Raw genomic sequence first — 24,640 nt, 5'->3', positions numbered from 1 at the left:
GTCTGCAGCAGCGCCATGGCGGTGGGGTTTGCGCGCAGAAGCGGTCAGCCCGGCTTTTTCTGGGCGGGGTCGTAGAAGAATTGCTCTTCCGCGATGCGCTCGCCTTCCCAGCGCTGCCAGGCGATTTCTTCCATTCGCATCTTGCTGCCGCCCTTGAACGTGAACTCGAAGATCCAGTGGATCGCTACGTGGTCGCCGTTCACCAGCACCGGCCGCACGCAGGTGGAAACCACCGACTCGGTGCGGTCGAGCACGGCGCTTTCCTGCGCCACCAGCGTGCTGCGGCCGCGCCGCGGCTCGGCCTGGTTCTCGCGCATGGTGGCATCTTCGGTGTAGTAGTCCTCGATGGCCTTGGCATGCGCGCCGCCTTCGACGGCGGCAATGAATGATTCGAGTCGTTCGGGCGTGGGCATTTCAGGACTTTACTTTGACTTCAACGCGGCGCGCCTCGGCGGGCGGCCCATCGGCCTGCGATTGCTCGGGCTTGGCCAGCTCGATCTTGTCTTCAGGCGCACCAGCGGCCTTGAGCGCATCGCTCACGGCCATCGCGCGCTGCTTGGCGAGCTCGGCATTCTTGGCCGGGTCGCCGCTGGCATCGTGGTAGCCGCTCACGAGCACCGTGCTGCCGCTCTGCACGGCTTTGATGACGTCGGCCAGGGCTTCCTTGGCGTTGGGCGCTACTTCGGAGCTGGCGCTCGCGAAGTAGAACTTCACGACGCCGTTCTCGACCTTCACCGCTGCGGCTTCTGCGGCCGACACGGCGCCCGAAGCGACCACCGCAGCAGGCGTCGACGGAGCCATCGCGGCGGGCGCGGTCGCGGCCGGCGGCATCTCGACCTTCGCTGGCACGGCCGCCGCCGCATCGCCACCATGGAACTTCACCACCAGCGGCACGATGAGCAGCGCCACGATGTTGATGATCTTGATCAGCGGGTTCACGGCCGGGCCGGCGGTGTCCTTGTAGGGGTCGCCCACGGTATCGCCGGTGACGGCTGCCTTGTGCGTCTCGCTGCCCTTGCCGCCGAAGTGGCCGTCCTCGATGTACTTCTTGGCGTTGTCCCAGGCGCCACCGCCGGTGCACATGCTGATGGCGACGAACAGGCCCGTGACGATGGTGCCCATCAGCAGCCCGCCCAGCGCCTTCGGCCCCAGCACCAGGCCGACGACGATCGGCACCAGCACCGGCAGCAGCGAGGGGATCATCATTTCCTTGATGGCCGCGCCGGTCAGCATGCTCACGGCCTTGCCGTACTCGGGCTTGCCGGTGCCTTCCATGATGCCGGGGATGTCGCGGAATTGGCGCCGCACTTCTTCCACCACCGCGCCCGCCGCGCGGCCCACGGCCTCCATGGCCATCGCGCCGAACAGGTAGGGAATCAACCCGCCGATGAAGAGGCCGACGATCACCATCGGGTCGCTCAGGTTGAAGCTGATGTTCAGCCCGAAGCTCTCCAGCTTGTGCGTGTAGTCGGCGAAGAGCACCAGCGAGGCGAGGCCCGCAGAGCCGATGGCGTAGCCCTTGGTCACGGCCTTGGTGGTGTTGCCGACCGCGTCGAGCGGGTCGGTCACGGCGCGCACGCTGGCGGGCAGGTCGCTCATCTCGGCGATGCCGCCGGCGTTGTCGGTGATGGGGCCGTAGGCGTCCAGCGCCACCACGATGCCGGCCATGCTCAGCATCGACGTGGCAGCCACCGCAATGCCGAAGAGGCCTGCCAGCGAGTACGAAGCCAGGATGGCGATGCACACGAAGATCACCGGCCACGCCGTGGAGCGCATCGACACGCCCAGGCCCGCGATGATGTTGGTGCCGTGGCCCGTGGTCGAGGCCTGCGCGATGTGCTGCACGGGCTTGTACTGCGTGCCGGTATAGTACTCGGTGATCCACACGAGCGCGGCCGTCAATGCGAGGCCGACGAAGCAGGCGCCGAACAGCTTCAGCTGGCTGCCGCTCGGGGCGATCGCGTTGTCGGGAATCAGCCAGCTGGTGACGAACCAGAACGCGATCAGCGACAGGATGCCCGCCACCGCCAGGCCCTTGTAGAGCGCCGGCATCACGTTGACCATGCCCGGCGAGGCCTTCACGAAGAAGCAGCCGATGATCGACGCGATGATCGACACGCCGCCCAGCGCGAGCGGGTACAGCACCGCGTTGGTGGGCGCCGCGGTAACCATCAGCGCGCCCAGCACCATGGTGGCGATCAGCGTCACGGCGTAGGTTTCGAACAGGTCGGCGGCCATGCCGGCGCAGTCGCCGACGTTGTCGCCCACGTTGTCGGCAATCACGGCCGGATTGCGCGGGTCGTCTTCGGGGATGCCGGCCTCGACCTTGCCCACCAGGTCGGCGCCGACGTCGGCGCCCTTGGTGAAGATGCCGCCGCCCAGCCGCGCGAAGATCGAGATCAGCGAGGAGCCGAAGGCAAAGCCGATCAGCGGATTGAGGGTGGCCGCGAGGCTGTGGCCCGCCGCCGGCGTGCTGCTGCCGATCAAGACCCAGTAGAAGGCCGACACGCCCAGCAGGCCCAGGCCCACCACCAGCATGCCGGTGATGGCTCCGCCGCGGAACGCGACGTCGAGTGCCGGGCCGATGCCTTGAGTGGCCGCCTGCGCGGTGCGCACATTGGCGCGCACCGACACGTTCATGCCGATGAAGCCGCAGGCACCCGAGAGCACCGCGCCCACGATGAAGCCGACTGCCGTGGTCAGGTCCAGGAAGATGGCGATGAGGATGGCGAGCACCACGCCGACGATGGCGATGGTGCTGTACTGCTTGGCGAGGTAGGCGGAGGCGCCGGCCTGGATGGCCGCTGCAATTTCCTGCATGCGGGCATTGCCTGCGTCCTTCGCGAGAATCCAACTTCGAGCCCAGAAACCGTAGGCCACGGCCACCAGGCCGCAGACGATAGCCAGTATCAGGGGGGTGTTGCCGATCATGCTTTGCTTCTCCATTCGTTCGTTGCGACTTGTGGAGACGGACAGCATGGGCCCTGCGTGCAACGCGTACGGGACCATGTTTTCCGCCGCGTTGCTTCCTCGAAGCTCACTGCACCAAGGGTGAGGAGCCGATTGGCCAACGGTTGCAATTTACAGGCAAATACGAGTGCGCGTGCGACCGGTCGGTGACACGGAAAGTAAACTCCGGGTTTGTCCCCATCTCTCTCATACTTTTCCACTACTCGAAAAACGTCATGTCCTTCGACAAAGTTTCCCCCGGCAAGAACGTCCCCGATTCCTTCAATGTCGTGATCGAAATCCCGATGAACGCCGACCCGATCAAGTACGAAGTCGACAAGGAATCGGGCGCGATTTTTGTCGACCGCTTCATGACGACGGCCATGTACTACCCGGCCAACTACGGCTACGTGCCACAGACCCTGTCGGGCGACGGCGACCCGGTCGACGTGCTGGTGATCGCTCCGTATCCGCTGCTGCCGGGCGTGGTGGTGCCGTGCCGCCCCCTGGGCATCCTGATGATGGAAGACGAAGCCGGCGTCGACGGCAAGGTGCTGGCCGTGCCCACCGACAAGGTGCTGCCCATCTACAGCCACTGGAAGTCGGTCGACGACGTGAACCCGATGCGCCTGAAGGCCATCAGCCACTTCTTCGAGCACTACAAGGACCTGGAAGAAGGCAAGTGGGTCAAGGTGCTGGGCTGGGAAGGCATCGACGCGGCCAAGAAGGAAATCCTGGACGGCATCGCCAGCTACAAGAAGTAATTTATTCGTTCTCGAAGGGCGAGCGGCGCGGGTCGCGCGTGAAGCTGCCGGCCAGCGATGGCGCGCAGCCCGGCGTGTCCGAGACGGTGACGCGGTCGGTGTCGAACTGGAGTGTGCGGGTGCAACGCCCGCCTTCCTGCACCACGAGGCGCCGCTGCCCGTCGAGCACGTTCTTGCCCTGCAGCAGCATGTTGCCGCGCGGGTCGGGGCAAACGTAGATCTGGATGTCCAGCGTGCCGCCCAGTTCGGGCGTCACGTCGAGGAAGCGCCCGTCCTTCGGGCATTGGCCTTCCACATAGCGTCCCATCCAATGCAGCAGCGGGTGACTCAGGTAGGTGATGCGCCGCTCGTAGTCCTGCTTGAGGCATTCGGTCTTGCCGCGGCATTCGCGGTTGCGCACAGCTATCCAGTCACGCTGGTCGCGTTTCAGGAACGTCGCCCACTGGCCCGTGCCGGGCATTTCGACTTGCCGCTTGTAGAGGGCGGCCATGGCTTCGTCCTGCCGTGACAGGCCGGGGTCGGCGCAGATGGCTTTCTCGGTGGCGTTGCCGGCCTTGGCGCAGTCGAAGCTGGCGGCCGTGGCCAACTGGCTGGCCGCCATGAAGCAGAGTGCCACGAGGGCAGGGCGTGTGAAGGGCGGCATGCGGTTCTCTCTCCTCGATGCGGATGCTAGGAGAGGCGCCGCGCGCCGTCGATGTGCCGAATGGTCAAGGGCACTATGCCCTTGGACAGAGGAGACGCTTCAGGCGCGGACCGCGTCGCTGGCCAGCCGCATCCATTCGCGATTGACCGAACGCGCATGCGGTTCTCTCTCCTCGATGCGGATGCTAGGAGAGGCGCCGCGCGCCGTCGATGTGCCGAATGGTCAAGGGCACTATGCCCTTGGACAGAGGAGACGCTTCAGGCGCGGACCGCGTCGCTGGCCAGCCGCATCCATTCGCGATTGACCGAACGCGCATGCGAGTTCCAGTGGCGAGCGGCCTGCTGGAGTTCGTCCCACTGGCGCTGTGCACCGGTGGCATCGCCTTGCTGGGCAAGCCATGCGATGTAACGGGCGCGGGCCTCGACGGTGTTGTACTGGCTCAGCGCGGCCTCGAAGGCTTCGCGCGCTTCCGGCTGGCGTCCGTCGGCGGCGAGGGCGCGGGCGGTGAGCACGGCGACTTCGTCCTTGCGGTAGTCGTCGCGCGTGGCGCGCAGGGCCTGGAGCGCCTGCAATGCCTCGCGGCCGGCAGTCGCTCCACCCGCAGCCAACAGGGCGCTGGCCAGGCCGAACTGCAGTTCGGGATCGGAGGCCAGCGGGCCCTTCAGTGCGTCGCGGTAATGGCCGACGGCATCGGCGGCCTGCCCCTTGTCGAGCGCTGCCTTGGCAAGGCGCAGCTTGTTCTGGGCCGTGGGGGCGAGGTCGTAGGCCTCGGTGGCCGCGCGGTATTCGCGCTCGGGGTCGATGAAACCGATGGCCGCGCTGGCCACCTTGCCGGCGGTGCGCTGCATGCGCGAGGCGGGCAGGTACTCGACCACGAAGTACACGATGCTTCCCAGCAGCGGGAAGCTGAAAAGAATGAGGAGCCAGTACATCTGCTTGCCGTGGCGCATTGCGTGCACGGCGAAGAACAGCGCGATGAGGACGTGCAGCCCCAGTCCGACGAATGGCATCGAGTTCTCTCTGAGTTGTTGTGGATATCGGGCGCTTTTATAGCAGCCCCGCATGGCAAGAAAGGCTGGTCAAGCGGCCTTGAACGGGCTGCGCTCGCCCAGGTGGTCCATGTAGTTCTCGATGTCCGCGCCCTCGCGCTCCAGGAAGCGCTCGACCGCATCGGCAAACGCCGGATGCGCCAGCCAGTGGGCGCTGGTGGTTTTCACTGGCATCAGCGCGCGCGCCATCTTGTGCTCGCCCTGGGCGCCGCCCTCGAAGCGCTGGGCGCCGTGTTCGATGCACCAGGCCAGCGGCTGGTAGTAGCAAGCCTCGAAGTGCAGGCAGTCGACGCGCTCCAGCGCGCCCCAGTAGCGGCCGTAGGCAACGAGCGGTGCATCGCGCTGCGTCGAAAGGGCGATCAGGCTGGTGGCCATCGGTTTGCCATTGCGCTCGGCGACGAACAGCAGCCAGGCTTCGGGCATCGTGTCGGCCATGCGCCGGAAGAAGTCGCGCGTGAGGTAGGGCGGGTTGCCGTGCTCGCGGTAGGTGCGCTCGTAGCAGCGGTAGAAAAAGTCCCAGTCGGCCTTCGAGATGTCGGTGCCGCGCGACCAGCGGAAGCTAACGCCGGCGTCGGCCACCTTGCGGCGCTCCTGGCGGATCTTCTTGCGCTTGTCGTGCGAGAGGCTGGCGAGGAAGGAGTCGAAGTCGGGGTACTGGGCGTTGGTCCAGTGGAACTGCACCGTGTTGCGCAGCATCAGGCCTGCTTCGGTGCAGGCGGCGATGTCGGCATCGGCGCCGAACAGCAGGTGCAGCGACGACAGCTCCTCCTGTTTGCACAGCGCGACGAGTCCTTGCACCAGCAACGTGCGGCTTTGAGCGTCGCGCGCCAGCAGCCGCGTGCCGGGTACGGGCGTGAAGGGTACCGCGACCACGGCCTTCGGGTAGTACGCGAGCCCGTGCTGCTCGTAGGCATTGGCCCAGGCCCAGTCGAAGACGTACTCGCCGTAGGAATGGTCCTTGATGTAGAACGGGCACGCGGCCTGCAACTGCTCGCCTTGCCACAGTGTGACGAACTGCGGCATCCATCCGCTCTCCGGCGTGGCGCTGCGGCTGTCGTTCAGCGCCGCGAGGTATTCATGGCGCATGAAGGGCGATGGCTCGGCCTCGGCGGCCAGCAGCGCGTTCCATGCGTCCGGGCTCACGTCAGCCGGCGACGACAGAACCCGAATGACATAATCGTTCAAGCCTTTTTCTTCCTTCTGTATGACGCTCAAGCTCGCCATCGCGCAACTCAATTTTGTGGTGGGCGACCTCGCCGGCAACGCGAAAAAGATCGTCGACGCCGCGCGCGATGCCCATGCGCAGGGCGCGCGCCTCTTGTTGACGCCCGAACTCTCGATTGCCGGCTATGCGGCGGAGGACCTGTTCCTCCGTCCCGCCTTCACCGAAGCCTGTGATGATGCCGTGAAAGGCATTGCCGCTGCTCTGGCCGATCTCAAAGACATGGTGGTGGTGGTGGGGCATCCGACCGGCGGCAGCCTGCGCAGCCGCTCGGTGGCCGTACAGATGCGCCACAACGCGGCAAGCGTCATCAAGGAAGGCCGCATCCTCGAAACGTATGCCAAGCGCGAACTGCCCAACTACCAGGTGTTCGACGAGCGCCGCTACTTCACGCCGGGGCAGGGCACCTGCGTGTTCGAGGCGGGCGGTGTCTCGGTCGGCCTGCTGATCTGCGAGGACGCCTGGTTCGACCAGCCGGCCGAACTGGCACGCGAAGGCGGTGCTGAGGTGCTGGCGGTGATCAATGCGTCGCCGTACCACGTGGGCAAGGAAGGCGAGCGCGTCGCGCGCATGGCCGACCGGGCGCGCGCGGTCGGCCTGCCGCTGGTGTACGCGCACCTGGTCGGCGGGCAGGACGAGGTGGTGTTTGACGGCGCTTCGTTCGCGTTGCAGGCCGATGGCGCTGCGGCCATGCAGGCCGAGAGCTTCCGGGAAAAACTGGTCTTCGCGCAGTTGGAGCGCACGCCTCAAGGCGGCGTTGGCTTCGTAGCCGAGCCGGCGGCCATCGCACCGCCACGCGACGCTGAAGCCCAACTCTGGGACGCCCTGGTGCTCGGCGTGCGCGACTACGTCGGCAAGAACGGTTTTCCGGGCGCCATCCTGGGGCTTTCGGGCGGTATCGACTCCGCATTGGTGCTCGCCATCGCGGTCGATGCACTGGGCAAGGACAAAGTCCGTGCGGTGATGATGCCTTCGCCTTACACCGCCGACATCAGCTGGATCGATGCGCGCGACATGGCCGCCCGCCTGGGCGTGCGCTATGACGAGATTTCCATCAAGCACACCTTCGAGTCCTTCAAGGGCGCTCTGGCCGAGGAATTCAAGGGCCGGCCCGAGGACACGGCCGAGGAAAACATCCAGGCCCGCATTCGCGGCACGCTGCTGATGGGGCTTTCGAACAAGTTCGGCGCCATCGTGCTCACCACGGGCAACAAGAGCGAAATGGCCACCGGCTACTGCACGCTGTACGGCGACATGGCGGGCGGCTTCGCGGTCATCAAGGACCTGCTCAAGACAACCGTGTTCGCGCTGGCGCGCTGGCGAAATGCCCATGATCCGTACGGCACGGGCACCGAGCCGATTCCCGAGCGGATCATCACGCGGCCTCCCAGCGCCGAACTTCGGCCCGATCAGACCGATCAAGACAGCCTCCCGCCCTACGACATCCTCGACGGAATCCTGGCACGCTACATGCAGGACGACGAGGGCATCGACGAGATCATTGCCGCGGGTTACGACCGTGCGGTGGTCGAGCGGGTTGCGCGGCTCATCAGGATCAACGAATACAAGCGGCGCCAGGCGCCGGTAGGCATCCGGGTCACCCATCGAAGCTTCGGCAAGGATTGGCGTTACCCTATCACCAGCAAATTCAACGAAACCGCCGGAGCACGAAAACCATGAAGCAGATCACCGCCATCGTCAAACCCTTCAAGCTCGAGGACGTGCGCGAGGCCTTGGCCGAAGTGGGCGTCACCGGCCTGACCGTCACCGAAGTCAAGGGCTTCGGCCGCCAGAAGGGGCACACAGAGCTCTACCGCGGCGCCGAATACGTGGTCGACTTCCTGCCCAAGATGAAGGTCGAAGTGGTCGTCAACGAGGCCGATGTGGAGCGCTGCATCGAAGCCATCGTCAGTTCCGCGCGCACCGGGAAGATCGGCGACGGGAAGATTTTTGTCACCGGCGTGGAGCGCATCGTGCGTATCCGTACGGGTGAGGAAAACGAAAACGCTGTTTGAAGCAAGAAAGCCCCGGCGACGGGGCTTTCGACATGGTCGTCAGAGGTTTTCCGACAGCCTGTCTTCGCGTGGATGGAGCGGCACTTCGGCGCGCAATGCCGTGAGCAACTCGGGCACATCGGTGCCGGTGCGGATCAGGCTCATCTGCCATTCGCCCATGAAGCCCTCGCGCACGCTGTGCGCCAGGAAGCCAAGCAGGCCGTCGTAGTAGCCGGCGGTGTTGAGGATGCCGGTGGGCTTGTCGTGGTAGCCGAGTTGGCGCCAGGTCCAGATCTCGAACAGTTCCTCGAAGGTGCCGATGCCGCCCGCCAGGGCGACGAAGGCATCGGCGCGCTCACCCATCATGGCCTTGCGTTCGTGCATGGTGTCGACCACGTGCAGTTCGTCGCACAGCGGGTTGGCCAGTTCCTTGTCGACCAATGCCTTGGGGATGATGCCGACCACTCGGCCGCCGGCAAGGCGGGTGGCCTCGGCCACCGTGCCCATCAGGCCGGTGCGACCTCCGCCGTAGACAAGCTGGCCGCCGTGCTGGCCGATCCATTGGCCGACGGCTTGCGCGGCCTGGGAAAACTCGGGGCGCTCGCCGGGGCGCGAGCCGCAATACACACAGATCGAAAATTCAGGATTCATCCTGCCATCATGCCGCAGCCCGTGGGCCTTCTCATGACACGAAGCGTTGCCACAACGCTGCCGCCCAGATGCCGCCGCACAGCGTGAGTGACAGCAGCACGGCGGCGCTACCCATGTCCTTGGCGCGCTTGGAGAGGTCGTGCCACTCAGGGCCGATGCGGTCGATGGCGGCTTCCACCGCGGTGTTGAGCAGCTCGACGATCATCACCAGGATGGCGCTGCCCGCGAGCAGCGCCACCTCGACCCAGCTGCGCCCGAGCCAGAAGGAGGCCGGAATCATCACGATCGACATGATGGCTTCCTGGCGGAAGGCGGGCTCGCTCCAGCCGGCGTGCAGGCCGTGTAGCGAGATCAGCGTGGCGTGCCAGACGCGTTCGAAGCCCTTGCGGGCTTTTTGCGGATTGACGGCGGGATCGGGAAGCTTGGGCAAGGCACTCATTGGCGACTCATCGGTTTGGAGGTGATGAGCCGTGTACCGGCCCAGGCGTCGTGCCAGAACTGGCGCTCGGGGTGAAAACGCGCCAGCAGGGCCCAGACAGCGACCCAGCCGAAGATCAGGACGGTCGATTCGCCGCCCGACAGCTTGAAGGGCGCGATGGCGGCCAGCGGCGGCAGGAACCAGACCCAGCTCAGCAGGTAGCGCGCCAGCGCGCGGCGTTGGCTGATGGGCTGGCCGTGCACGTCGACGATGCGGATGTTCCAGGTTTTCATGGCGAGGGTCTGGCCTTTGGTCCAGAACCAGACGAAGTACACGCCGAACACCACGAAAAGAAAAGCCTGAAATAGATGGCGGCGCGAATCCATGGCGTCGCGCATCTGGCCCAACGTGCTGAAGAGCCAGCCCGAAACGAACACCACCGCAAACAGCAGCATGCCCTCGTAGAGCCAGCAGGCCATGCGGCGCCAGAGGCCGGGCACTATCGAAACAGGAGCGCTGGCTGCAGGAGAGATCGGCGAGGCGGGCTGATCGGAGCCCGAAGCCTCGGGAGAGCTGGAAACCATCGAAGCCTTGGGATCAGGGGGCGGGGGAGGATGGCTCGGCTGCCGACGACGGCGCGGGCACCTGGGCTTCGGCCGGAACCGGTGGAGAAGCGATGCTGGACGGGGCTGGCGCGGCGGGGAGGATGGAAACCGCCGGCGTCGTCGCTGCGGGCACGCGCTCCGGCGGCGATGCCACCATGATCGTGGCCGGCGTGGCAGCGGGGGCGGGCGGCGGGGCCAGCAAAATCCTGGGCGTGTGCTGTACGCCGGGGGTGACGGCCGGCACCGGCACGAGCTTCTGGGACGAGACCGGCCGCACGGGAATGGCGGCACCGCGTGGCTTGGGTGGGGCGCGTTCCGCGAGCTTGCGTTTTTCTTCCTCGCTCAAGGCCTGGTACTGCTCCCATTTGACCTTGCGCTCGTCAGGCGGAATGCGCTTGACCTCGGCGAAGTTCAGGCGGGCCTGGGCGCGCTGCTGATTGCTCAGGGCGGTCCATTCGATCATGCGGCTGTGAAGGGTGGCCTGTTCGTCCGCCGACATGCTCGCGAAGTTGCGCGACAGCGCCAGCCACTTTTTCTTTTGCCCGACGTTCAGCGTGTTCCAGTGAGCGTTCAGCGGCTTCAGGGCTTGCTGCTGCTCGGCCGTGAGTTCGCTCCAGAGCGGCTTGGTTGTTGAGATGGCCTTGGGGCTGGTGGCTGACGCGGAGCTCGCCGAAGCCGGGCCCGCTGCAGCCTTGGCGGCTGCTTCGGAGGGCGGCTGGGCGCAGGCGAGCGTCAGGCTGAAGGCTGCGACTGCAAGCGCACCTGCCCAAACGACTGCGCCCGCCGGGAGCGGGCGCAACGGGCGGGGGGTGTTTGCGCTGGGGGTGGAGCGGCGTCGCATTCGGTCGATGAAAAATCAGTCGGAGGCGCTGTCGGCCTTCAGGAATTGGGCAAAGCCGGGGTCGGTGTAGGCGGCGGGCGGCAGGTCGCCCGTCAGCAGCGCGGAATCCACTTCGGCCAGCTCGCTGGCGCGGTCGTCGTCCTGCATCACGCTGATGGTGATCAGGCCGGCCACGAGCGCAATCAACGGCACCACGGAGCCGATGCGGGTCCACCAGCTTCCACCCAGTGTGAGCGTGTGGCCCGACTGCACCACCACAGGCGCAGTCCGCAACTGCGGAGGCTGCTTGCGCGCGGAAACGGCCTGCGCTCGCGCCACGCGCAACCGCTCGCCGATGTCGTGCGGCAGCTCTCGATTGCCGGCCGAAAGGCGGGCAACCAGACGCTGGCCGAACTGGTCTTCGGCGGTGGTGGATGTTGAGGTTGGAACCTTAGTGTTCATAGCGATATTCCCTTGGCCTTGAGCGCCTTGCTCAGAGCGTGAACGGCTCGCGAGCAATGGGTTTTGACGCTGCCCTCGGAGCAGCCCATCGCAGCGGCCGTCTCTGCGACGTCCATTTCCTCCCAGTAACGCATCAGGAAAGCCTCGCGTTGACGGCCCGGCAGTGCTGCGATCTGTTCCTCGATCTCGTGGAAGACCTGGGCGCGGCGGGTCGTGTCTTCGGCGCTCTCCGATTCCCTAGAGTCGGTCGGTGAGACGAAGTTCTCCAGCAGGTCGAAATCTCCGTCGTCGTCGACCGAGTCGAAATCGCTGAGGTTGGAGAAAAGGGCGCGCCGGGTTTTCTGGCGGCGGAACCAGTCGAGCGTGCAGTTCGACAGGATGCGCTGGAACAGCATCGGCAGTTCGGCCGCGGGCTTGTCGCCATAGTGCTGCGCCAGCTTCATCATGCTGTCCTGCACGATATCGAGGGCCGCTTCTTCATCCCGCACGTGGTAGACCGAGCGCTTGAAAGCGCGTCGTTCAACGCTTTTCAGGAAGTCGGAGAGTTCTTGTTCAGTGGCCAAGCGAGAGGGGGCGCGCAGGGCGCGCCGCGTGGGGAAGAGGGTCTAGCGATCGCGTATGTTTACCGCCGCGGATTATGCCTTTGTAGCTTTACAAGGCAGCTGAAGCGAATCTGAACGCCCGGAAATGTCATAATCCCCTTTGCAAGTCAAAAGGCAAACGGGTCACGGTCCGGCGGAACATCAGTCCGCTCATGGCTTTGGCCTCAAGTCCTGGCGCGACCTCACAAGGGTTGGCAAGGGGCACCCAAGGTATTTCGTTCCCGAAATAAACAAAGGTTGATCATGGAAATCTCCAAGGCGGAAATCGTTTCCGCAGCAGCCGCGTCCTCAGGCGCCGGCAACCCGACGCAAGAACTCATGGGCGCTGAAGTGCTGGTCAAGGCACTGCAGGCCGAAGGCGTCCAGTACGTCTGGGGCTACCCCGGCGGCGCGGTTCTCTACATCTACGACGCGTTCTACAAGCAGGACACCATCCAGCACGTGCTGGTGCGCCACGAGCAGGCCGCCGTTCACGCGGCCGACGGCTATGCACGCGCCACCGGCGAAGTCGGCGTGGCACTGGTCACTTCCGGTCCCGGCCTGACCAATGCGGTCACCGGCATCGCGACGGCGTACATGGACTCCATCCCGATGGTGATCATCTCGGGCCAGGTGCCAACGGCTGCCATCGGCCTTGACGCCTTCCAGGAATGCGACACGGTCGGCATCACCCGCCCCATCGTCAAGCACAACTTCCTCGTCAAGGATCCGAAGGATCTGGCCATGACGATGAAGAAGGCCTTCCACATCGCACGCAGCGGCCGTCCGGGCCCCGTGGTGGTGGACGTGCCCAAGGACGTTTCGTTCAAGAAAGTCCCTTACACGGGCTATCCCGACAAGGTCGAGATGCGCTCGTACAACCCGGTGCGCAAGGGCCACGGCGGCCAGATCCGCAAGGCGCTGCAACTGCTGCTGGCGGCCAAGCGCCCCTACATCTACACCGGCGGCGGCGTGTTGCTGGGCAACGCCTGCAACGAACTGCGCACGCTGGTCGACATGCTCGGTTACCCGGTCACCAACACGCTGATGGGCCTGGGCGCCTATCCGGCGAGCGACCGCAAGTTCCTGGGCATGCTTGGCATGCACGGCACCATCGAAGCCAACAATGCGATGCAGAACTGCGACGTGCTGCTGGCCGTGGGGGCGCGCTTCGACGACCGCGTGATCGGCAATCCCAAGCACTTCGCGCAGAACGAACGCAAGATCATCCACATCGACATCGACCCGTCGAGCATCTCCAAGCGCGTGAAAGTCGACATCCCGATCGTCGGCGACGTGAAGGACGTGCTCACCGAGCTGATCTCGATGATCCGCGAGAGCCCCACCAAGCCCGATGCCGGCGCCCTGTCCGACTGGTGGAAGACCATCGAGGCCTGGCGCTCGCGCGACTGCCTGAAGTACGACCGCGGCAACAAGGACGTGATCAAGCCGCAGTACGTGGTCGAGACCCTCTGGAACATGACCAAGGACGCCGACGCATACATCACGTCGGACGTGGGTCAGCACCAGATGTGGGCTGCCCAGTACTACCGCTTCGACGAGCCACGCCGCTGGATCAATTCGGGCGGCCTGGGCACCATGGGCGTGGGCATTCCCTACGCCATGGGCATCAAGCTCGCGAAGCCCGATTCGGAAGTGTTCACCATCACCGGCGAAGGCTCGGTGCAGATGTGCATCCAGGAACTCTCCACCTGCCTGCAATACAACACGCCGATCAAGATCTGCTCGCTCAACAACCGCTACCTGGGCATGGTGCGCCAGTGGCAGGAGATCGAATACTCCGGCCGCTACAGCCACAGCTACATGGATGCACTGCCCAACTTCGTGAAGCTCGCCGAGGCCTATGGCCACGTCGGCATGCTGATCGAGCGTCCACAAGACGTGGAGCCCGCGCTGCGCGAAGCACGCAAGCTCAAGGACCGCACGGTGTTCATGGACTTCCGCACCGACCCCACCGAAAACGTGTTCCCGATGGTGAAGGCCGGCATGGGCATCACCGAAATGCTGTTGGGTTCCGAAGATCTCTGATCCGCGGAACATTCGCTCAACTCTTTACTGACGAATCTATTGCTCGCCGAGCCCGCGCATTACCGTGCGCGGGGGAGGGCGGCGAAAAGAGGAGTCACGCAAACATGAAACACATCATTGCAGTGCTGCTGGAAAACGAGCCGGGTGCTCTTTCCCGCGTGGTGGGCCTTTTCTCGGCCCGTGGCTACAACATCGAATCGCTCACGGTGGCGCCCACGGAGGACGCAAGCCTCTCGCGCATGACCATCGTCACCACCGGTTCCGACGACGTGATCGAGCAGATCACCAAGCACCTGAACCGCTTGATCGAAGTGGTGAAGGTCGTCGACCTGACCGAAGGCGCCTACACCGAACGCGAACTCATGATGGTGAAGGTGCGCGCGGTCGGCAAGGAGCGCGAGGAAATGATGCGCATGGCGGAAATCTTCCGCGGCCGCATCATCGACGTGACCGACAAGAGCTACACCATCGAACTCACCGGCGACCACGGCAAGAACGACGCTTTTCTTGAAGCGATCGAACGTAGCGCTATCCTCGAGACAGTCCGTACCGGTGCCAGCGGCATCGGGCGCGGCGAGCGCATCCTGCGCGTGTAGGAGGGTGAAAGCGCCCTCAGTTCATACGTTCATCCACACATGAGGCAAGAGTGATGCGAGGTCTGCTCGGTTTCGACAAGATGGTGACCCCGGCGATCGTCCGGGGGCTCTACTTTCTCGGCCTGCTGGGTGTGATCGTCCTGGCGGTGGCAGCGCTGTACCAGCGCCAGTACCTGCCGGCTTTCACGGTCCTGATCTTCGGCACCATCGGCGTTCGCATCTACAGTGAATTGCTCATCGTGCTGTTCCGCATCCACGACAGCCTCGTGTCCATCAACCAGCAAATGAAGGACCGGAATTCCTCCGGCCTCTGAGTGAAATGCATCCCGCTACGGATGCTCGAGATTTTTTAGGAGAGATACACATGAAGGTTTACTACGACAAAGACGCGGACCTGAGCCTCATCAAGGGCAAGACGGTGGCAATCATCGGTTATGGCTCGCAAGGCCATGCGCACGCGCAGAACCTGAACGACAGCGGCGTCAAGGTCGTGGTCGGCTTGCGCAAGGGTGGTGCTTCGTGGCCCAAGGTCGAGAAGGCCGGCCTGAAGGTTGCTGAAGTCGCCGACGCCGTGAAGGCCGCCGACGTCGTGATGATCCTGCTGCCCGACGAGCAGATCGCCAACGTCTACAAGAACGACGTCGCACCGAACATCAAGGAAGGCGCTTCGCTGGTCTTCGCACACGGCTTCAACGTGCACTACGGCTTCGTCCAGCCCCGCGCCGACCTCGACGTGTGGATGGTTGCTCCCAAGGCCCCTGGCCACACCGTGCGCAGCACGTACACCCAAGGCGGCGGCGTGCCCCACCTCGTGGCCGTGCACCAGGACAAGACCGGCAAGGCGCGTGACCTCGCGCTGAGCTACGCCACCGCCAACGGCGGCGGCAAGGCCGGCATCATCGAGACCAACTTCCGCGAAGAAACCGAGACCGACCTGTTCGGCGAACAAGCGGTTCTGTGCGGCGGCACGGTCGAGCTGATCAAGGCTGGTTTCGAAACGCTGGTGGAAGCCGGCTACGCGCCCGAAATGGCGTACTTCGAATGCCTGCACGAACTGAAGCTGATCGTCGACCTGATCTATGAAGGTGGCATCGCCAACATGAACTACTCGATCTCGAACAACGCCGAATACGGCGAGTACGTCACCGGCCCGCGCGTCGTGACCGAAGAGACCAAGAAGGTCATGAAGCAAGTGCTGAAGGACATCCAGACCGGCGAATACGCCAAGAGCTTCGTGCTGGAAAACGCTGCCGGCGCTCCGACGCTGATCAGCCGCCGCCGCCTGAACTCCGAGCACCAGATCGAAGTCGTCGGCGAAAAGCTGCGCGCGATGATGCCCTGGATCAAGAAGAACAAGCTGGTCGACCAGACCCGCAACTGATCTGCGGACCACGAGGGTGCTTCGGCACCCGTTTCCCAAGGGCCACCCGTTGCGGTGGCCCTTTTGTTTGACGGGGGCGACGCAGCCCCTGAACTACACTGCGAGCCATGCGATTCAAAGATCAAGATGCTATCGAATGGATAGCTGCTCGCGCAGTGCCCATGAGGGACGGAGGCAAATTCAATGCATGACGACACGCTCCCCGACGATGTGCAGCCGCGCAAACGCCGCAAAGGCATCTACATCCTGCCGAACCTGTTCACGCTGGCGGCGTTGTTCGGCGGCTTCTATTCGGTTGTGATGGCCATGAATGCGCGCTTCGACCTCGCGGCGCTCGGTGTGTTCGCCGCGATGGTGCTCGACAGCCTGGATGGGCGCGTGGCCCGCATGACGAATACACAGAGCGCGTTCGGCGAGCAGATGGATTCGCTGTCCGACATGGTGTCGTTCGGTGCGGCGCCCGCGCTCATCGCCTACGAATGGTCGCTCAAGGGCCTGGGCCGTTGGGGCTGGATTGCGGCCTTCGTGTACTGCGCCTGCGCGGCGCTGCGGCTCGCGCGCTTCAACGTCAACACCGGCGTGGTCGACAAGCGCTGGTTCCAGGGCCTGCCGTCGCCCGCGGCCGCTGCGCTCGTGGCTGGCTTCATCTGGCTCGTGAACGAATGGGGCAAGCGCGGCGGCGAGGTGCTGTATCTCTCGTGGACGCAGATCACCTGGGTGACTTTCGGGTTCACGCTGTACGCGGGCCTCACGATGGTCACCAACGCGCCGTTCTACAGCTTCAAGGATATCCAGATGAAGAAGAGCGTGCCTTTCGCGGTGATCGTGCTGATCGCGCTGGGCATTGCCGTCATCAACATCCATCCGCCGACTGTGCTGTTCAGCCTGTTCGTCATCTACGGCCTGAGCGGCTACGTGGTCTATGCGTGGCGCAAGGCCAAGGGTCAGCCGGTCAGTGTGATCAGCACCTCGACGGAAGAGCCCGACGAACGGGGTCTGCACAACTGACCCGGTGGCTTGTGCTACATTCGCAACCCTCATGACCAAGATTTCGCTGCTGGCCCTACTAGCCCTCCCTCACGGGCGGAGACGGTAGCGCACGCGCAAATCCCTCACCACGGCCCGTTCGCACCAGCAACGGGCCGTTTGTTTTTGGGGTTGCTGGTTGATCACCAACCATCTCAGAGAAATCGACATGCTCAAGCAACCTCAAAGCAAATACCGCGCATTCGCCCCGATCGGCCTCAAGGACCGCACCTGGCCCGATGCCGTGCTGACCAAGGCGCCGATCTGGCTGTCGACCGACCTGCGCGATGGCAACCAGGCGTTGGTCGAGCCCATGGACATCGCTCGCAAGATGCGCATGTTCGAGACCCTCGTGGCCATCGGCTTCAAGGAAATCGAAGTCGGCTTTCCCTCGGCTTCGCAGGTCGAATTCGACTTCGTGCGCAAGCTCATCGAGGAAGACCGCATTCCCGACGACGTGACGATCCAGGTGCTGACGCAGGCGCGCGACCACCTCATCGCCCGCACCTTCGAATCGCTGCAGGGTGCCCCGCGCGCCATCGTGCACCTCTACAACGCCGTCGCGCCCGTGATGCGCCGCGTGGTGCTCAACATGGACGAAGACCAGATCGTCGAACTCGCGAGCAGCCACGCGCGCATGTTCAATGAGTTCGCCGCCAAGCAGCCGAACACGCAGTGGACCTTCCAGTACTCGCCCGAAATGTTCTCGGGCACCGACGTCGTGTTCTCGAAGCGCGTGGTCGATGCGGTGACAGAAGTCTGGGCGCCTACGCCGCAGCGCAAGTGCATCGTCAACCTGCCAACCACGGTCGAGCATTCCACGCCGAACATCTTCGCGGACATGATCGAGTGGATGCACCGTAACCTCGCGCGCCGCGACTCCATCGTGCTTTGCGTGCATCCGCACAACGACCGCGGCACCGGCACCGCCGCCGGTGAACTGGCCTTGATGGCCGGCGCCGAGCGCATCGAAGGCTGCCTGTTCGGCAATGGCGAGCGCACCGGCAACCTCGATCTCGTGAATGTTGCGCTCAACCTCTACACGCAGGGCGTTTCGCCCGAGCTCGATTTTTCGAACATCGACGAGATCCGCGCCACGGTCGAGCATTGCAACCAGATCCCGGTACATCCGCGCCATCCGTATGTAGGTGACCTCGTCTACACCTCGTTCTCGGGCTCACACCAGGACGCGATCAAGAAGGCCTTCGCCGCGCGCAAGGAAGGCGACATCTGGGACATGCCCTACCTCCCCATCGACCCGAAGGACGTGGGCCGCAGCTATGAAGCCGTGATCCGCGTGAACAGCCAGTCCGGCAAGGGCGGCATGGCTTATCTGCTCGAGAGCGAATACGGCATCGAGATGCCGCGCCGCCTGCAGATGGAGTTCATGCAGACCGTGCAACGCGTGATGGACGTCGCCGGCAAGGAGCTTACGGCCGCTGACCTCTGGCAGCTGTTCGTGCGCGAGTACGGCATCGAAACCGCGCAGTCTTTGCAGAATCGCGTGATCGAGGAAGAAGGCGAGGGCGCCAACGCTTCCGTGGTTCTGCGCGGCGATCTGCCGTGGGATGCTGAAGTCCACGCCATCGAAGGCCGCGGCAATGGCCCCATCGACGCCTTCACGCAGGCCCTGAGCAAGGCCACCGGCCACACGGTGCGCGTGATGGACTACCACCAGCACGCCATCGGCGCAGGTGCCGACGCCAAGGCGGTGGCCTATCTGGAACTGCGCGTCGATGAAAGCCAGACGCTGTTCGGCGTGGGCATCGATGCGAACGTGATCACGGCGTCGCTGAAAGCGATTGTTTCGGGCGTGCAGCGTGCACGGACCCGGGGCGCGCACGGAGCACAATCAGCGGTTGAAGTCGCCTGACGCTGCCGCGCCGACCTTGGTCGGGTGCGCGTGGGGGGATGAACAACGGAGACCCACGATGACCGACCAACTTATTATTTTCGACACCACCCTGCGCGACGGCGAGCAATCGCCCGGCGCCTCGATGACGCGCGACGAGAAACTGCGTATTGCCAAGCTGCTGGAGCGGCTGAAGGTCGACGTCATCGAGGCTGGCTTTCCCGCCAGCTCGAACGGCGACTTCGAGGCCGTGAAGGCGATTGCCAACGCCATCAAGGACTCGACGGTGTGCGGCCTCTCGCGTGCCAACGACCGCGACATCGCGCGCGCGGCCGAAGCCCTGAAGGGCGCGGCCCGCGGGCGCATCCACACCTTCATCGCAACGTCGCCGCTTCACATGGAAAAGAAGCTGCGCATGTCGCCCGACGAGGTGCATGAACAGGCCAAGCTGGCCGTGCGCTTCGCGCGCAACCAGATGGCCGACGTGGAGTTCAGCCCAGAAGACGGCTATCGCAGCGATCCGGACTTCCTGTGCCGCGTGCTCGAAACCGTGATCAACGAGGGTGCCACCACCATCAACGTGCCCGACACCGTCGGCTACGCCATTCCCGAGCTCTACGGCAACTTCATCAAGATGCTGCGCGAGCGCATTCCCAACAGCGACAAGGCGATCTGGTCGGTGCATTGCCACAACGACCTCGGCATGGCCGTGGCCAACTCGCTGGCCGGCGTGAAGATCGGCGGCGCGCGCCAGGTCGAATGCACCATCAACGGCCTGGGCGAGCGTGCGGGCAACTGCTCTCTCGAAGAAGTCGTCATGGCGGTGAAGACCCGCAAGGACTACTTCGGGCTGGACCTCAGGATCGACACGCAGCACATCGTGGCCGCGAGCCGCATGGTCAGCCAGACCACCGGCTTCGTGGTGCAGCCCAACAAGGCGGTGGTGGGCGCCAATGCCTTCGCGCACGCCTCGGGCATTCACCAGGATGGCGTGCTCAAGGCGCGCGACACCTACGAGATCATGCGTGCCGAAGATGTGGGCTGGACGGCCAACAAGATCGTGCTGGGCAAGCTCAGCGGCCGCAATGCCTTCAAGCAGCGCCTGCAGGAACTGGGCGTGACCATGGCCAGCGAAGGCGACATCAACGCCGCGTTCCTGCGCTTCAAGGAGTTGGCCGACCGCAAGTCCGAAATTTTCGACGAGGACATCCTCGCGCTCGTCAGCGCGGAAGAGGTGTCGAACGTTGGTGAGCAGTTTGCTTTCGTCTCTCTCTCCCAGCACAGCGAAACCGGCGAGCGCCCCCAGGCGAAGGTCGTGTTCACCGTCCAGGGCAAGGAAGTCACCGGCGAATCCGACGGGAATGGCCCGGTTGATGCTTCCCTGAAGGCCATCGAGTCGCATGTCAAGAGCGGCGCCGAGATGGTTCTTTACTCTGTAAATGCCATCAGCGGCTCGACGGAAAGCCAAGGGGAAGTTACAGTCCGGTTACAAAACGCAGGGCGGGTGGTCAACGGTGTGGGTGCAGACCCGGACATCGTGGTTGCTTCGGCAAAGGCTTATTTGAGTGCGCTCAATAAGTTACAGAGCCAAGCTGAGAGAGTTGCGGCACAAGGTTAGGTTTTCAGGCGATCCTTGGTATTCGATTGAAGAAGAGGATGCAAGTAACTGATATTGCGTGCTTTTTTTGATTTGGATACACTGCGGTCCTCGTTTGTCGCCGCTGGAGATTTATTAATGCCCGAAGCCCGTCTACGCCGAGTTTCCAGCCAGCGGTTTCTACCCGCGTTCAAATTCATCGCCGTCGCGCTGTGCGCCACGGCGTTTTTGCTGCCTGGCGCCCAGGCAGCCAAGAAAGAAAAGCCCGCTGCCGCCAAGACCACAGTCGCCAAGAAGGCGAAGGGTCCGGTGCCGGTCGAGGTAAAGCGCAACGCCGCTTCGTCCAAAACCGCGCGCGGTCCTGTGCCCGTTGTCGTCGCCAAGCGCGGCGGCCGTGCCGAGAAGAGTGAGCGCGCCGAGAAGGTCGTTCGCGGTGGCCGCAATGTCGTAGCCACCATCCACAAGAGAAATGGCAAGACCGTGGTGGCCGTGCAGCGCCGCTCGGTGGTTCGCGTCGTCGAGGCGCCCCCGCGCCAATCCTTCGGCCAGATGGCCGGCCTGCATGGCACCGAAGACGTACTCGACCTGAAGTCGAGTGTCGCGCTGGTCATCGACCAGGACACGCACGAGGTGCTGTTCAGCAAGAACGACCACGCCGTGCTGCCGATCGCGTCGCTCACCAAGCTCATGACCGGCCTGCTCATCAGCGAAGCCCATCTGCCGAACGACGAGCTCATCACCATCACGCAGGACGACGTCGACACCGAAAAGCGCAGCAGCTCGCGCCTGACGGTCGGCACTACGCTGTCGCGCGGCGAACTGCTGCACCTTGCGCTGATGTCGAGCGAAAACCGCGCCGCGCATGCGCTGGGCCGCACCTACCCGGGTGGCCTGACGACCTTCGTGAGCATCATGAACGCCAAGGCCAAGATGCTCGGCATGAAGGACACGCGCTACGTCGAGCCCACCGGCCTGTCGAGCAGCAACCAGTCGAGTGCGCAAGACCTGGCGCTGCTGGTCAATGCCGCCTATTCCGATGCCACGGTACGTTCGCTGTCCACCTCGCCGGAATACCAGGTCGAAGTCGGCAACCGCGTGCTGCAGTTCAACACCACCAATCGCCTCGTGAAGAGCCCCGATTGGGAAATCGGCGTGCAGAAGACGGGCTACATCTCTGAGGCCGGCCAATGCCTTGTGATGCAGGCGAAGGTCGCCGGGCGCAAGCTGATCATGGTGTTCCTGGATTCGGCCGGCAAGTTCAGCCGCATTGCAGATGCCGAGCGGGTTCGCCGCTGGGTTGAGGCTACGCATTCCGTCGGTTCGCCGGCAGCTTCGTCGCGCAATGCTGCGTATCAGGTCGCGGGCTGATCGGTCAACCGCAGGCTGTAACGAAAACAGGCCCTTCACAGGGCCTGTTCGCTTTTGGGGATAGGCCCGGGTCAGGCGTCTGCTGGCGGCGTGCTGCCCGAAGGCGAAGGCGACGGCGTCGCAGCCGTGCCGTCCTTGAATCCCAGCGCGCCCGAGATTTCATTGGCGGTGGCCTGCAGCTTGGGTAGCCAGCCTTCGTCCAGCCGGTCAGCCGGTGCGGAGATCGACAGGCCCGCCACCAGCTTGCCCTGGTCGTCGTAGATGCCGGCGGCCATGCAGCGCACGCCCAGCTCCAGCTCCTCGTTATCGCGGGCAATGCCGTACTGGCGCGCCTTCGACAGTTCGCGCTCCAGTGCCGGCAACTGGGTGATGCTGTTGCGCGTATGGCCGGCCAGACCTGTGCGCGTGGCGTAGCTGCGCACGCGCTGCGGATCGTCCGCAGCCAGGAAGAGCTTGCCTGTCGAGGTGAGGTGCAGGGCGGCGCGGCCGCCGATGGCGCGCACCACCTGCATGCCCGAGCGCTCGCTGTAGGAGCGCTCGATGTACACGATCTCGTCGCCCTGGCGCATGCTCAGGTTGACGGGCTGCTGCGTCAGCTTGTGCAGCTCGCGCATCGGGCCCAGGGCGGCGTCGCGCACGTTGAGCCGGCCCTTGACCAGGTTGCCCAGTTCTAGCAGGCGCATGCCCAGCCGGTAGCTGCCGGCTTCGGGCCGATCGACAAAGCGACCAACCGCCAGGTCGTTCAGGATGCGGTGCGTGGTCGACGGATGGAGCCCGGTTTTTTCGCTGATCTCCTTCAGCGAAATGGCCTCCTCGCGGGATGCCAGGACATCGATCAGCGCGAACATGCGCTCGATCACCTGGATCACGGGGACGGCGGGAATGTCGGATTGGTTTTTTCTCATGGCGCTTTGCGGTGATGACCGGGCGCCATTTTACCTTGTGAAATTGCCCGGCGCCTGCCAATGTCCGTCTACCAACACTTCGTGCGGGGAGAAGCGCGCCTTGTAGTTCATCTTCGGGCTGTGCTCGATCCAGTACCCGAGGTAGACGTGCGGCAGGCCCAGCTTGCGGGCCTGTTCGATCTGCCACAGCACGCTGTAGGTGCCGTAGCCCGCGCTGGTCTCGGGTTCGTAGAAGGTGTAGACGGCCGAGATGCCGTCGTTCAGCACGTCGAGGATCGACACCATCTTGAGCGCGCCTGCGCTGCCGTCGGGCAGCGTTTCGCGGAACTCCACCAGCCGCGAGTTGACCCGGCTCTGCAGCAGGAACTGCGTGTACTGGTCGATGCTGTCGTGGTCCATGCCACCGCCTGCGTGGCGGCCGTTCTGGTAGCGCAGGTAGAGCTGGTAGTGCTCGGGCATGAAGCACAGCTTGAGCACGCGCGCCTGCAGGTCGGCATGCTGCTTCACCGCACGCCGCTGGCTTCGCGTGGGACGGAAGTCGTTGGCCAGCACGCGCAGCGGGATGCACGCGCGGCAGCCGTCGCAATAGGGACGGTAGGTGAACATGCCGCTGCGCCGGAACCCACTGAGCACCAGGTCGGAATAAGCGTCGTTGTGGATCAGGTGGCTGGGCGTGGCCACTTGCGAGCGGGCCTGCCGGTCCGGCAGATAGCTGCAGGGGTAGGGCGCCGTCGCGTAGAACTGCAGCGTGTGAAGCGGGAGGTCCTTGAGGTGCGTCACGTCGGGGAAAGAGGTCGCGCGGAAAGGAGTTCGGACCAGTATACGGGGTCGAATCGCCACCGTGGGCCCTCTTGTTGTCGCGCCCTGGCCACGTGCGCGACGAAGCGTTTGCGCGCCATCTCGTGGGCGCCGAGGCTTGCGAGGTGGGCGGTGTTCTGCTGGCAGTCGATCATCTGCACGCCGAAATGCCGGCACAGCGACACCAGCGCGGCCAGCGCGATCTTCGAAGCGTCCGGCCGGCGGGTGAACATCGACTCGCCGAACACCGCGCGGCCCAGCGAAACGCAGTAAAGCCCGCCCGCGAGTTCGCCGTCGATCCAGGTTTCGACACTGTGGGCATGGCCGGCGCGGTGCAAATTCGTATAGGCCTGCACCATGTCCGGCACGATCCACGTGCCTGACTGGCCCACGCGCGGAGAGCCCGAACAGGCCTTGATGACGGCCGCGAAATCGTGGTCGATGCGCACCTCGCAACCCGGCGTCTGTGCAAAGCGCGTCAGGGTCTTGCGAAGCGAGCGATGCAGCTTGAACTGCGCCACCTGCAGCACCATGCGAGGGTCCGGGCTCCACCAGAGGATCGGCTGGTCCTCGCTGAACCAAGGAAAGACGCAGTTGCCATAAGCCTGCATCAAAGTATCGACATCGAGTGCGCCACCGGCCGCCAGCAGGCCGGGTACGGGGTCGGCCATACCCCAGGCCGATGCAGGATCGGGCAGGGCATCTCCAGGTTCGAGCCAAGGCAGTTGTCGCATGGGCGTAGGTATACACGGCTTCGCAAATTCCACTCCAGTTGGGCGAAAATCGCACACAGCCGACACCGCCACAAGGGTTCGGCTCACACGCCACGGCACCACAAAACCCGCCGGAAACCCTATAGTGCGCAGCTTGCATTCGCAGACCCACGCAAATCAGGCAGGCCCGCACATAC

At 64.4% G+C, this 24,640-nt stretch carries 25 protein-coding genes; 11 read left to right on the top strand and 14 right to left on the bottom strand.

Annotation, left to right across the window (positions count from 1 at the left end; all coding sequences use genetic code 11):
- Positions 1–44: 44 nt before the first annotated feature.
- Together BLW48_RS08795 and BLW48_RS08790 are read right to left on the bottom strand one after the other, a co-directional pair.
- Positions 45–413, bottom strand: a complete 369-nt coding sequence (locus tag BLW48_RS08795; RefSeq protein ID WP_093054397.1) for a nuclear transport factor 2 family protein — start codon at positions 411–413, stop codon at positions 45–47.
- 1 nt (position 414) lies between these two features.
- Positions 415–2,931 carry a sodium-translocating pyrophosphatase gene (locus BLW48_RS08790; RefSeq protein ID WP_093174184.1) on the bottom strand — a complete coding sequence of 839 codons (2,517 nt, stop codon included), beginning with the start codon at positions 2,929–2,931 and terminating at the stop codon, positions 415–417.
- A gap of 254 nt (positions 2,932–3,185) precedes the next feature.
- On the opposite strand from BLW48_RS08790, the gene ppa reads away from it, so the two are divergent.
- Positions 3,186–3,713 (top strand): inorganic diphosphatase, encoded by a 528-nt coding sequence (gene ppa, locus BLW48_RS08785; RefSeq protein WP_093054399.1) that lies wholly within the window; start codon positions 3,186–3,188, stop codon positions 3,711–3,713.
- Between the two features lies 1 nt (position 3,714).
- Here ppa and BLW48_RS08780 read toward each other — a convergent pair whose 3' ends face one another.
- From BLW48_RS08780 to BLW48_RS08770, 3 genes are all read right to left on the bottom strand, one after another.
- Positions 3,715–4,356, bottom strand: coding sequence for a lysozyme inhibitor LprI family protein (locus BLW48_RS08780; RefSeq protein WP_093054401.1), 642 nt, complete (start codon positions 4,354–4,356; stop codon positions 3,715–3,717).
- Positions 4,357–4,613: 257 nt separating this feature from the next.
- The gene (locus BLW48_RS08775) at positions 4,614–5,366 is read right to left on the bottom strand and encodes a hypothetical protein (protein WP_093174068.1); all 753 of its coding nucleotides are present in this window, start codon (positions 5,364–5,366) and stop codon (positions 4,614–4,616) included.
- A 69-nt stretch (positions 5,367–5,435) separates the two neighbouring features.
- Positions 5,436–6,590: a GNAT family N-acetyltransferase gene (locus BLW48_RS08770; RefSeq protein WP_093174066.1), complete on the bottom strand. Its 1,155-nt coding sequence runs from the start codon at positions 6,588–6,590 to the stop codon at positions 5,436–5,438.
- 19 nt (positions 6,591–6,609) lie between these two features.
- Here BLW48_RS08770 and BLW48_RS08765 point away from each other — a divergent pair, with 19 nt between their 5' ends.
- Positions 6,610–8,307: an NAD+ synthase gene (locus tag BLW48_RS08765; RefSeq protein ID WP_093174064.1), complete on the top strand. Its 1,698-nt coding sequence runs from the start codon at positions 6,610–6,612 to the stop codon at positions 8,305–8,307.
- Complete coding sequence (locus tag BLW48_RS08760) at positions 8,304–8,642, top strand: P-II family nitrogen regulator (RefSeq protein WP_093054409.1); 339 nt, start codon at positions 8,304–8,306, stop codon at positions 8,640–8,642. The genes BLW48_RS08765 and BLW48_RS08760 overlap by 4 nt, the downstream gene beginning before the upstream one ends.
- Before the next feature lie 39 nt (positions 8,643–8,681).
- Here the strand turns inward: BLW48_RS08760 and BLW48_RS08755 are convergent, their stop codons facing one another.
- Genes BLW48_RS08755 through BLW48_RS08730 form a run of 6 tightly spaced genes read right to left on the bottom strand, consistent with a single transcriptional unit; the run spans position 8,682 to position 12,140 of the window.
- Entirely contained in the window at positions 8,682–9,272 is a 591-nt protein-coding gene (locus BLW48_RS08755) for an LOG family protein (RefSeq protein WP_093054411.1), read from the bottom strand.
- 31 nt (positions 9,273–9,303) lie between these two features.
- On the bottom strand, positions 9,304–9,711 hold the full coding sequence (locus BLW48_RS08750; protein ID WP_093054413.1) for a diacylglycerol kinase: 408 nt from the start codon (positions 9,709–9,711) through the stop codon (positions 9,304–9,306).
- Positions 9,708–10,274: an RDD family protein gene (locus BLW48_RS08745; protein ID WP_093054415.1), complete on the bottom strand. Its 567-nt coding sequence runs from the start codon at positions 10,272–10,274 to the stop codon at positions 9,708–9,710. Before BLW48_RS08745 ends, BLW48_RS08750 begins: the two co-directional genes overlap by 4 nt.
- Positions 10,275–10,287: 13 nt before the next feature.
- The gene (locus tag BLW48_RS08740) at positions 10,288–11,136 is read right to left on the bottom strand and encodes a DUF3106 domain-containing protein (protein WP_093174062.1); all 849 of its coding nucleotides are present in this window, start codon (positions 11,134–11,136) and stop codon (positions 10,288–10,290) included.
- A 15-nt stretch (positions 11,137–11,151) separates the two neighbouring features.
- Positions 11,152–11,577 (bottom strand): DUF3619 family protein, encoded by a 426-nt coding sequence (locus BLW48_RS08735; RefSeq protein WP_093054419.1) that lies wholly within the window; start codon positions 11,575–11,577, stop codon positions 11,152–11,154.
- Positions 11,574–12,140, bottom strand: a complete 567-nt coding sequence (locus tag BLW48_RS08730; protein ID WP_093054421.1) for an RNA polymerase sigma factor — start codon at positions 12,138–12,140, stop codon at positions 11,574–11,576. Before BLW48_RS08730 ends, BLW48_RS08735 begins: the two co-directional genes overlap by 4 nt.
- 282 nt (positions 12,141–12,422) lie before the next feature.
- Here BLW48_RS08730 and BLW48_RS08725 point away from each other — a divergent pair, with 282 nt between their 5' ends.
- From BLW48_RS08725 to BLW48_RS08690, 8 genes are all read left to right on the top strand, one after another.
- Positions 12,423–14,207, top strand: a complete 1,785-nt coding sequence (locus tag BLW48_RS08725; protein ID WP_093174060.1) for an acetolactate synthase 3 catalytic subunit — start codon at positions 12,423–12,425, stop codon at positions 14,205–14,207.
- Between the two features lie 104 nt (positions 14,208–14,311).
- The gene (ilvN, locus tag BLW48_RS08720) at positions 14,312–14,803 is read left to right on the top strand and encodes an acetolactate synthase small subunit (protein WP_007834236.1); all 492 of its coding nucleotides are present in this window, start codon (positions 14,312–14,314) and stop codon (positions 14,801–14,803) included.
- Between the two features lie 53 nt (positions 14,804–14,856).
- Positions 14,857–15,117 (top strand): DUF4282 domain-containing protein, encoded by a 261-nt coding sequence (locus BLW48_RS08715; RefSeq protein ID WP_093054426.1) that lies wholly within the window; start codon positions 14,857–14,859, stop codon positions 15,115–15,117.
- A gap of 50 nt (positions 15,118–15,167) precedes the next feature.
- Positions 15,168–16,184 carry a ketol-acid reductoisomerase gene (gene ilvC / locus BLW48_RS08710; protein WP_093054428.1) on the top strand — a complete coding sequence of 339 codons (1,017 nt, stop codon included), beginning with the start codon at positions 15,168–15,170 and terminating at the stop codon, positions 16,182–16,184.
- A gap of 183 nt (positions 16,185–16,367) precedes the next feature.
- A complete protein-coding gene (pssA, locus tag BLW48_RS08705) occupies positions 16,368–17,192 on the top strand; it encodes a CDP-diacylglycerol--serine O-phosphatidyltransferase (protein ID WP_093054430.1) in 825 nt (274 codons plus the stop codon).
- Between the two features lie 187 nt (positions 17,193–17,379).
- On the top strand, positions 17,380–19,083 hold the full coding sequence (gene leuA / locus BLW48_RS08700) for a 2-isopropylmalate synthase (RefSeq protein WP_093054924.1): 1,704 nt from the start codon (positions 17,380–17,382) through the stop codon (positions 19,081–19,083).
- A gap of 58 nt (positions 19,084–19,141) precedes the next feature.
- A complete protein-coding gene (locus BLW48_RS08695; protein ID WP_093054432.1) occupies positions 19,142–20,680 on the top strand; it encodes a 2-isopropylmalate synthase in 1,539 nt (512 codons plus the stop codon).
- A 117-nt stretch (positions 20,681–20,797) separates the two neighbouring features.
- Positions 20,798–22,027, top strand: a complete 1,230-nt coding sequence (locus tag BLW48_RS08690) for a serine hydrolase (protein ID WP_093054434.1) — start codon at positions 20,798–20,800, stop codon at positions 22,025–22,027.
- Between the two features lie 71 nt (positions 22,028–22,098).
- Here the strand turns inward: BLW48_RS08690 and BLW48_RS08685 are convergent, their stop codons facing one another.
- From BLW48_RS08685 to aat, 3 genes are read right to left on the bottom strand one after another with little or no spacing between them, the layout of a single operon-like run.
- Complete coding sequence (locus tag BLW48_RS08685; protein ID WP_093174058.1) at positions 22,099–22,932, bottom strand: IclR family transcriptional regulator; 834 nt, start codon at positions 22,930–22,932, stop codon at positions 22,099–22,101.
- 30 nt (positions 22,933–22,962) lie between these two features.
- A complete protein-coding gene (locus BLW48_RS08680; protein WP_093074879.1) occupies positions 22,963–23,712 on the bottom strand; it encodes an arginyltransferase in 750 nt (249 codons plus the stop codon).
- Positions 23,709–24,464 (bottom strand): leucyl/phenylalanyl-tRNA--protein transferase, encoded by a 756-nt coding sequence (gene aat, locus BLW48_RS08675; RefSeq protein WP_093174056.1) that lies wholly within the window; start codon positions 24,462–24,464, stop codon positions 23,709–23,711. The genes BLW48_RS08680 and aat overlap by 4 nt, the downstream gene beginning before the upstream one ends.
- Between the last annotated feature and the right edge of the window lie 176 nt (positions 24,465–24,640).

Source organism: Variovorax sp. YR266, assembly GCF_900107295.1.
In the GTDB taxonomy this organism is placed as follows: domain Bacteria; phylum Pseudomonadota; class Gammaproteobacteria; order Burkholderiales; family Burkholderiaceae_C; genus Variovorax.
This window is presented reverse-complemented; position numbering and strand designations above follow the sequence as displayed.

Coding starts and splice junctions, on each gene's coding strand:
- BLW48_RS08780 (WP_093054401.1), bottom strand. CDS start 4,356: ATGCCGCCCTTCACACGCCCTGCCCTCGTGGCACTCTGCTTCATGGCG.
- BLW48_RS08695 (WP_093054432.1), top strand. CDS start 19,142: ATGACCGACCAACTTATTATTTTCGACACCACCCTGCGCGACGGCGAG.
- BLW48_RS08795 (WP_093054397.1), bottom strand. CDS start 413: ATGCCCACGCCCGAACGACTCGAATCATTCATTGCCGCCGTCGAAGGC.
- aat (WP_093174056.1), bottom strand. CDS start 24,464: ATGCGACAACTGCCTTGGCTCGAACCTGGAGATGCCCTGCCCGATCCT.
- BLW48_RS08685 (WP_093174058.1), bottom strand. CDS start 22,932: ATGAGAAAAAACCAATCCGACATTCCCGCCGTCCCCGTGATCCAGGTG.
- BLW48_RS08735 (WP_093054419.1), bottom strand. CDS start 11,577: ATGAACACTAAGGTTCCAACCTCAACATCCACCACCGCCGAAGACCAG.
- pssA (WP_093054430.1), top strand. CDS start 16,368: ATGCATGACGACACGCTCCCCGACGATGTGCAGCCGCGCAAACGCCGC.
- BLW48_RS08690 (WP_093054434.1), top strand. CDS start 20,798: ATGCCCGAAGCCCGTCTACGCCGAGTTTCCAGCCAGCGGTTTCTACCC.
- leuA (WP_093054924.1), top strand. CDS start 17,380: ATGCTCAAGCAACCTCAAAGCAAATACCGCGCATTCGCCCCGATCGGC.
- BLW48_RS08745 (WP_093054415.1), bottom strand. CDS start 10,274: ATGGTTTCCAGCTCTCCCGAGGCTTCGGGCTCCGATCAGCCCGCCTCG.
- BLW48_RS08790 (WP_093174184.1), bottom strand. CDS start 2,931: ATGATCGGCAACACCCCCCTGATACTGGCTATCGTCTGCGGCCTGGTG.
- BLW48_RS08740 (WP_093174062.1), bottom strand. CDS start 11,136: ATGCGACGCCGCTCCACCCCCAGCGCAAACACCCCCCGCCCGTTGCGC.
- ilvC (WP_093054428.1), top strand. CDS start 15,168: ATGAAGGTTTACTACGACAAAGACGCGGACCTGAGCCTCATCAAGGGC.
- BLW48_RS08725 (WP_093174060.1), top strand. CDS start 12,423: ATGGAAATCTCCAAGGCGGAAATCGTTTCCGCAGCAGCCGCGTCCTCA.
- BLW48_RS08760 (WP_093054409.1), top strand. CDS start 8,304: ATGAAGCAGATCACCGCCATCGTCAAACCCTTCAAGCTCGAGGACGTG.
- BLW48_RS08775 (WP_093174068.1), bottom strand. CDS start 5,366: ATGCCATTCGTCGGACTGGGGCTGCACGTCCTCATCGCGCTGTTCTTC.
- BLW48_RS08755 (WP_093054411.1), bottom strand. CDS start 9,272: ATGAATCCTGAATTTTCGATCTGTGTGTATTGCGGCTCGCGCCCCGGC.
- ilvN (WP_007834236.1), top strand. CDS start 14,312: ATGAAACACATCATTGCAGTGCTGCTGGAAAACGAGCCGGGTGCTCTT.
- ppa (WP_093054399.1), top strand. CDS start 3,186: ATGTCCTTCGACAAAGTTTCCCCCGGCAAGAACGTCCCCGATTCCTTC.
- BLW48_RS08715 (WP_093054426.1), top strand. CDS start 14,857: ATGCGAGGTCTGCTCGGTTTCGACAAGATGGTGACCCCGGCGATCGTC.
- BLW48_RS08750 (WP_093054413.1), bottom strand. CDS start 9,711: ATGAGTGCCTTGCCCAAGCTTCCCGATCCCGCCGTCAATCCGCAAAAA.
- BLW48_RS08765 (WP_093174064.1), top strand. CDS start 6,610: ATGACGCTCAAGCTCGCCATCGCGCAACTCAATTTTGTGGTGGGCGAC.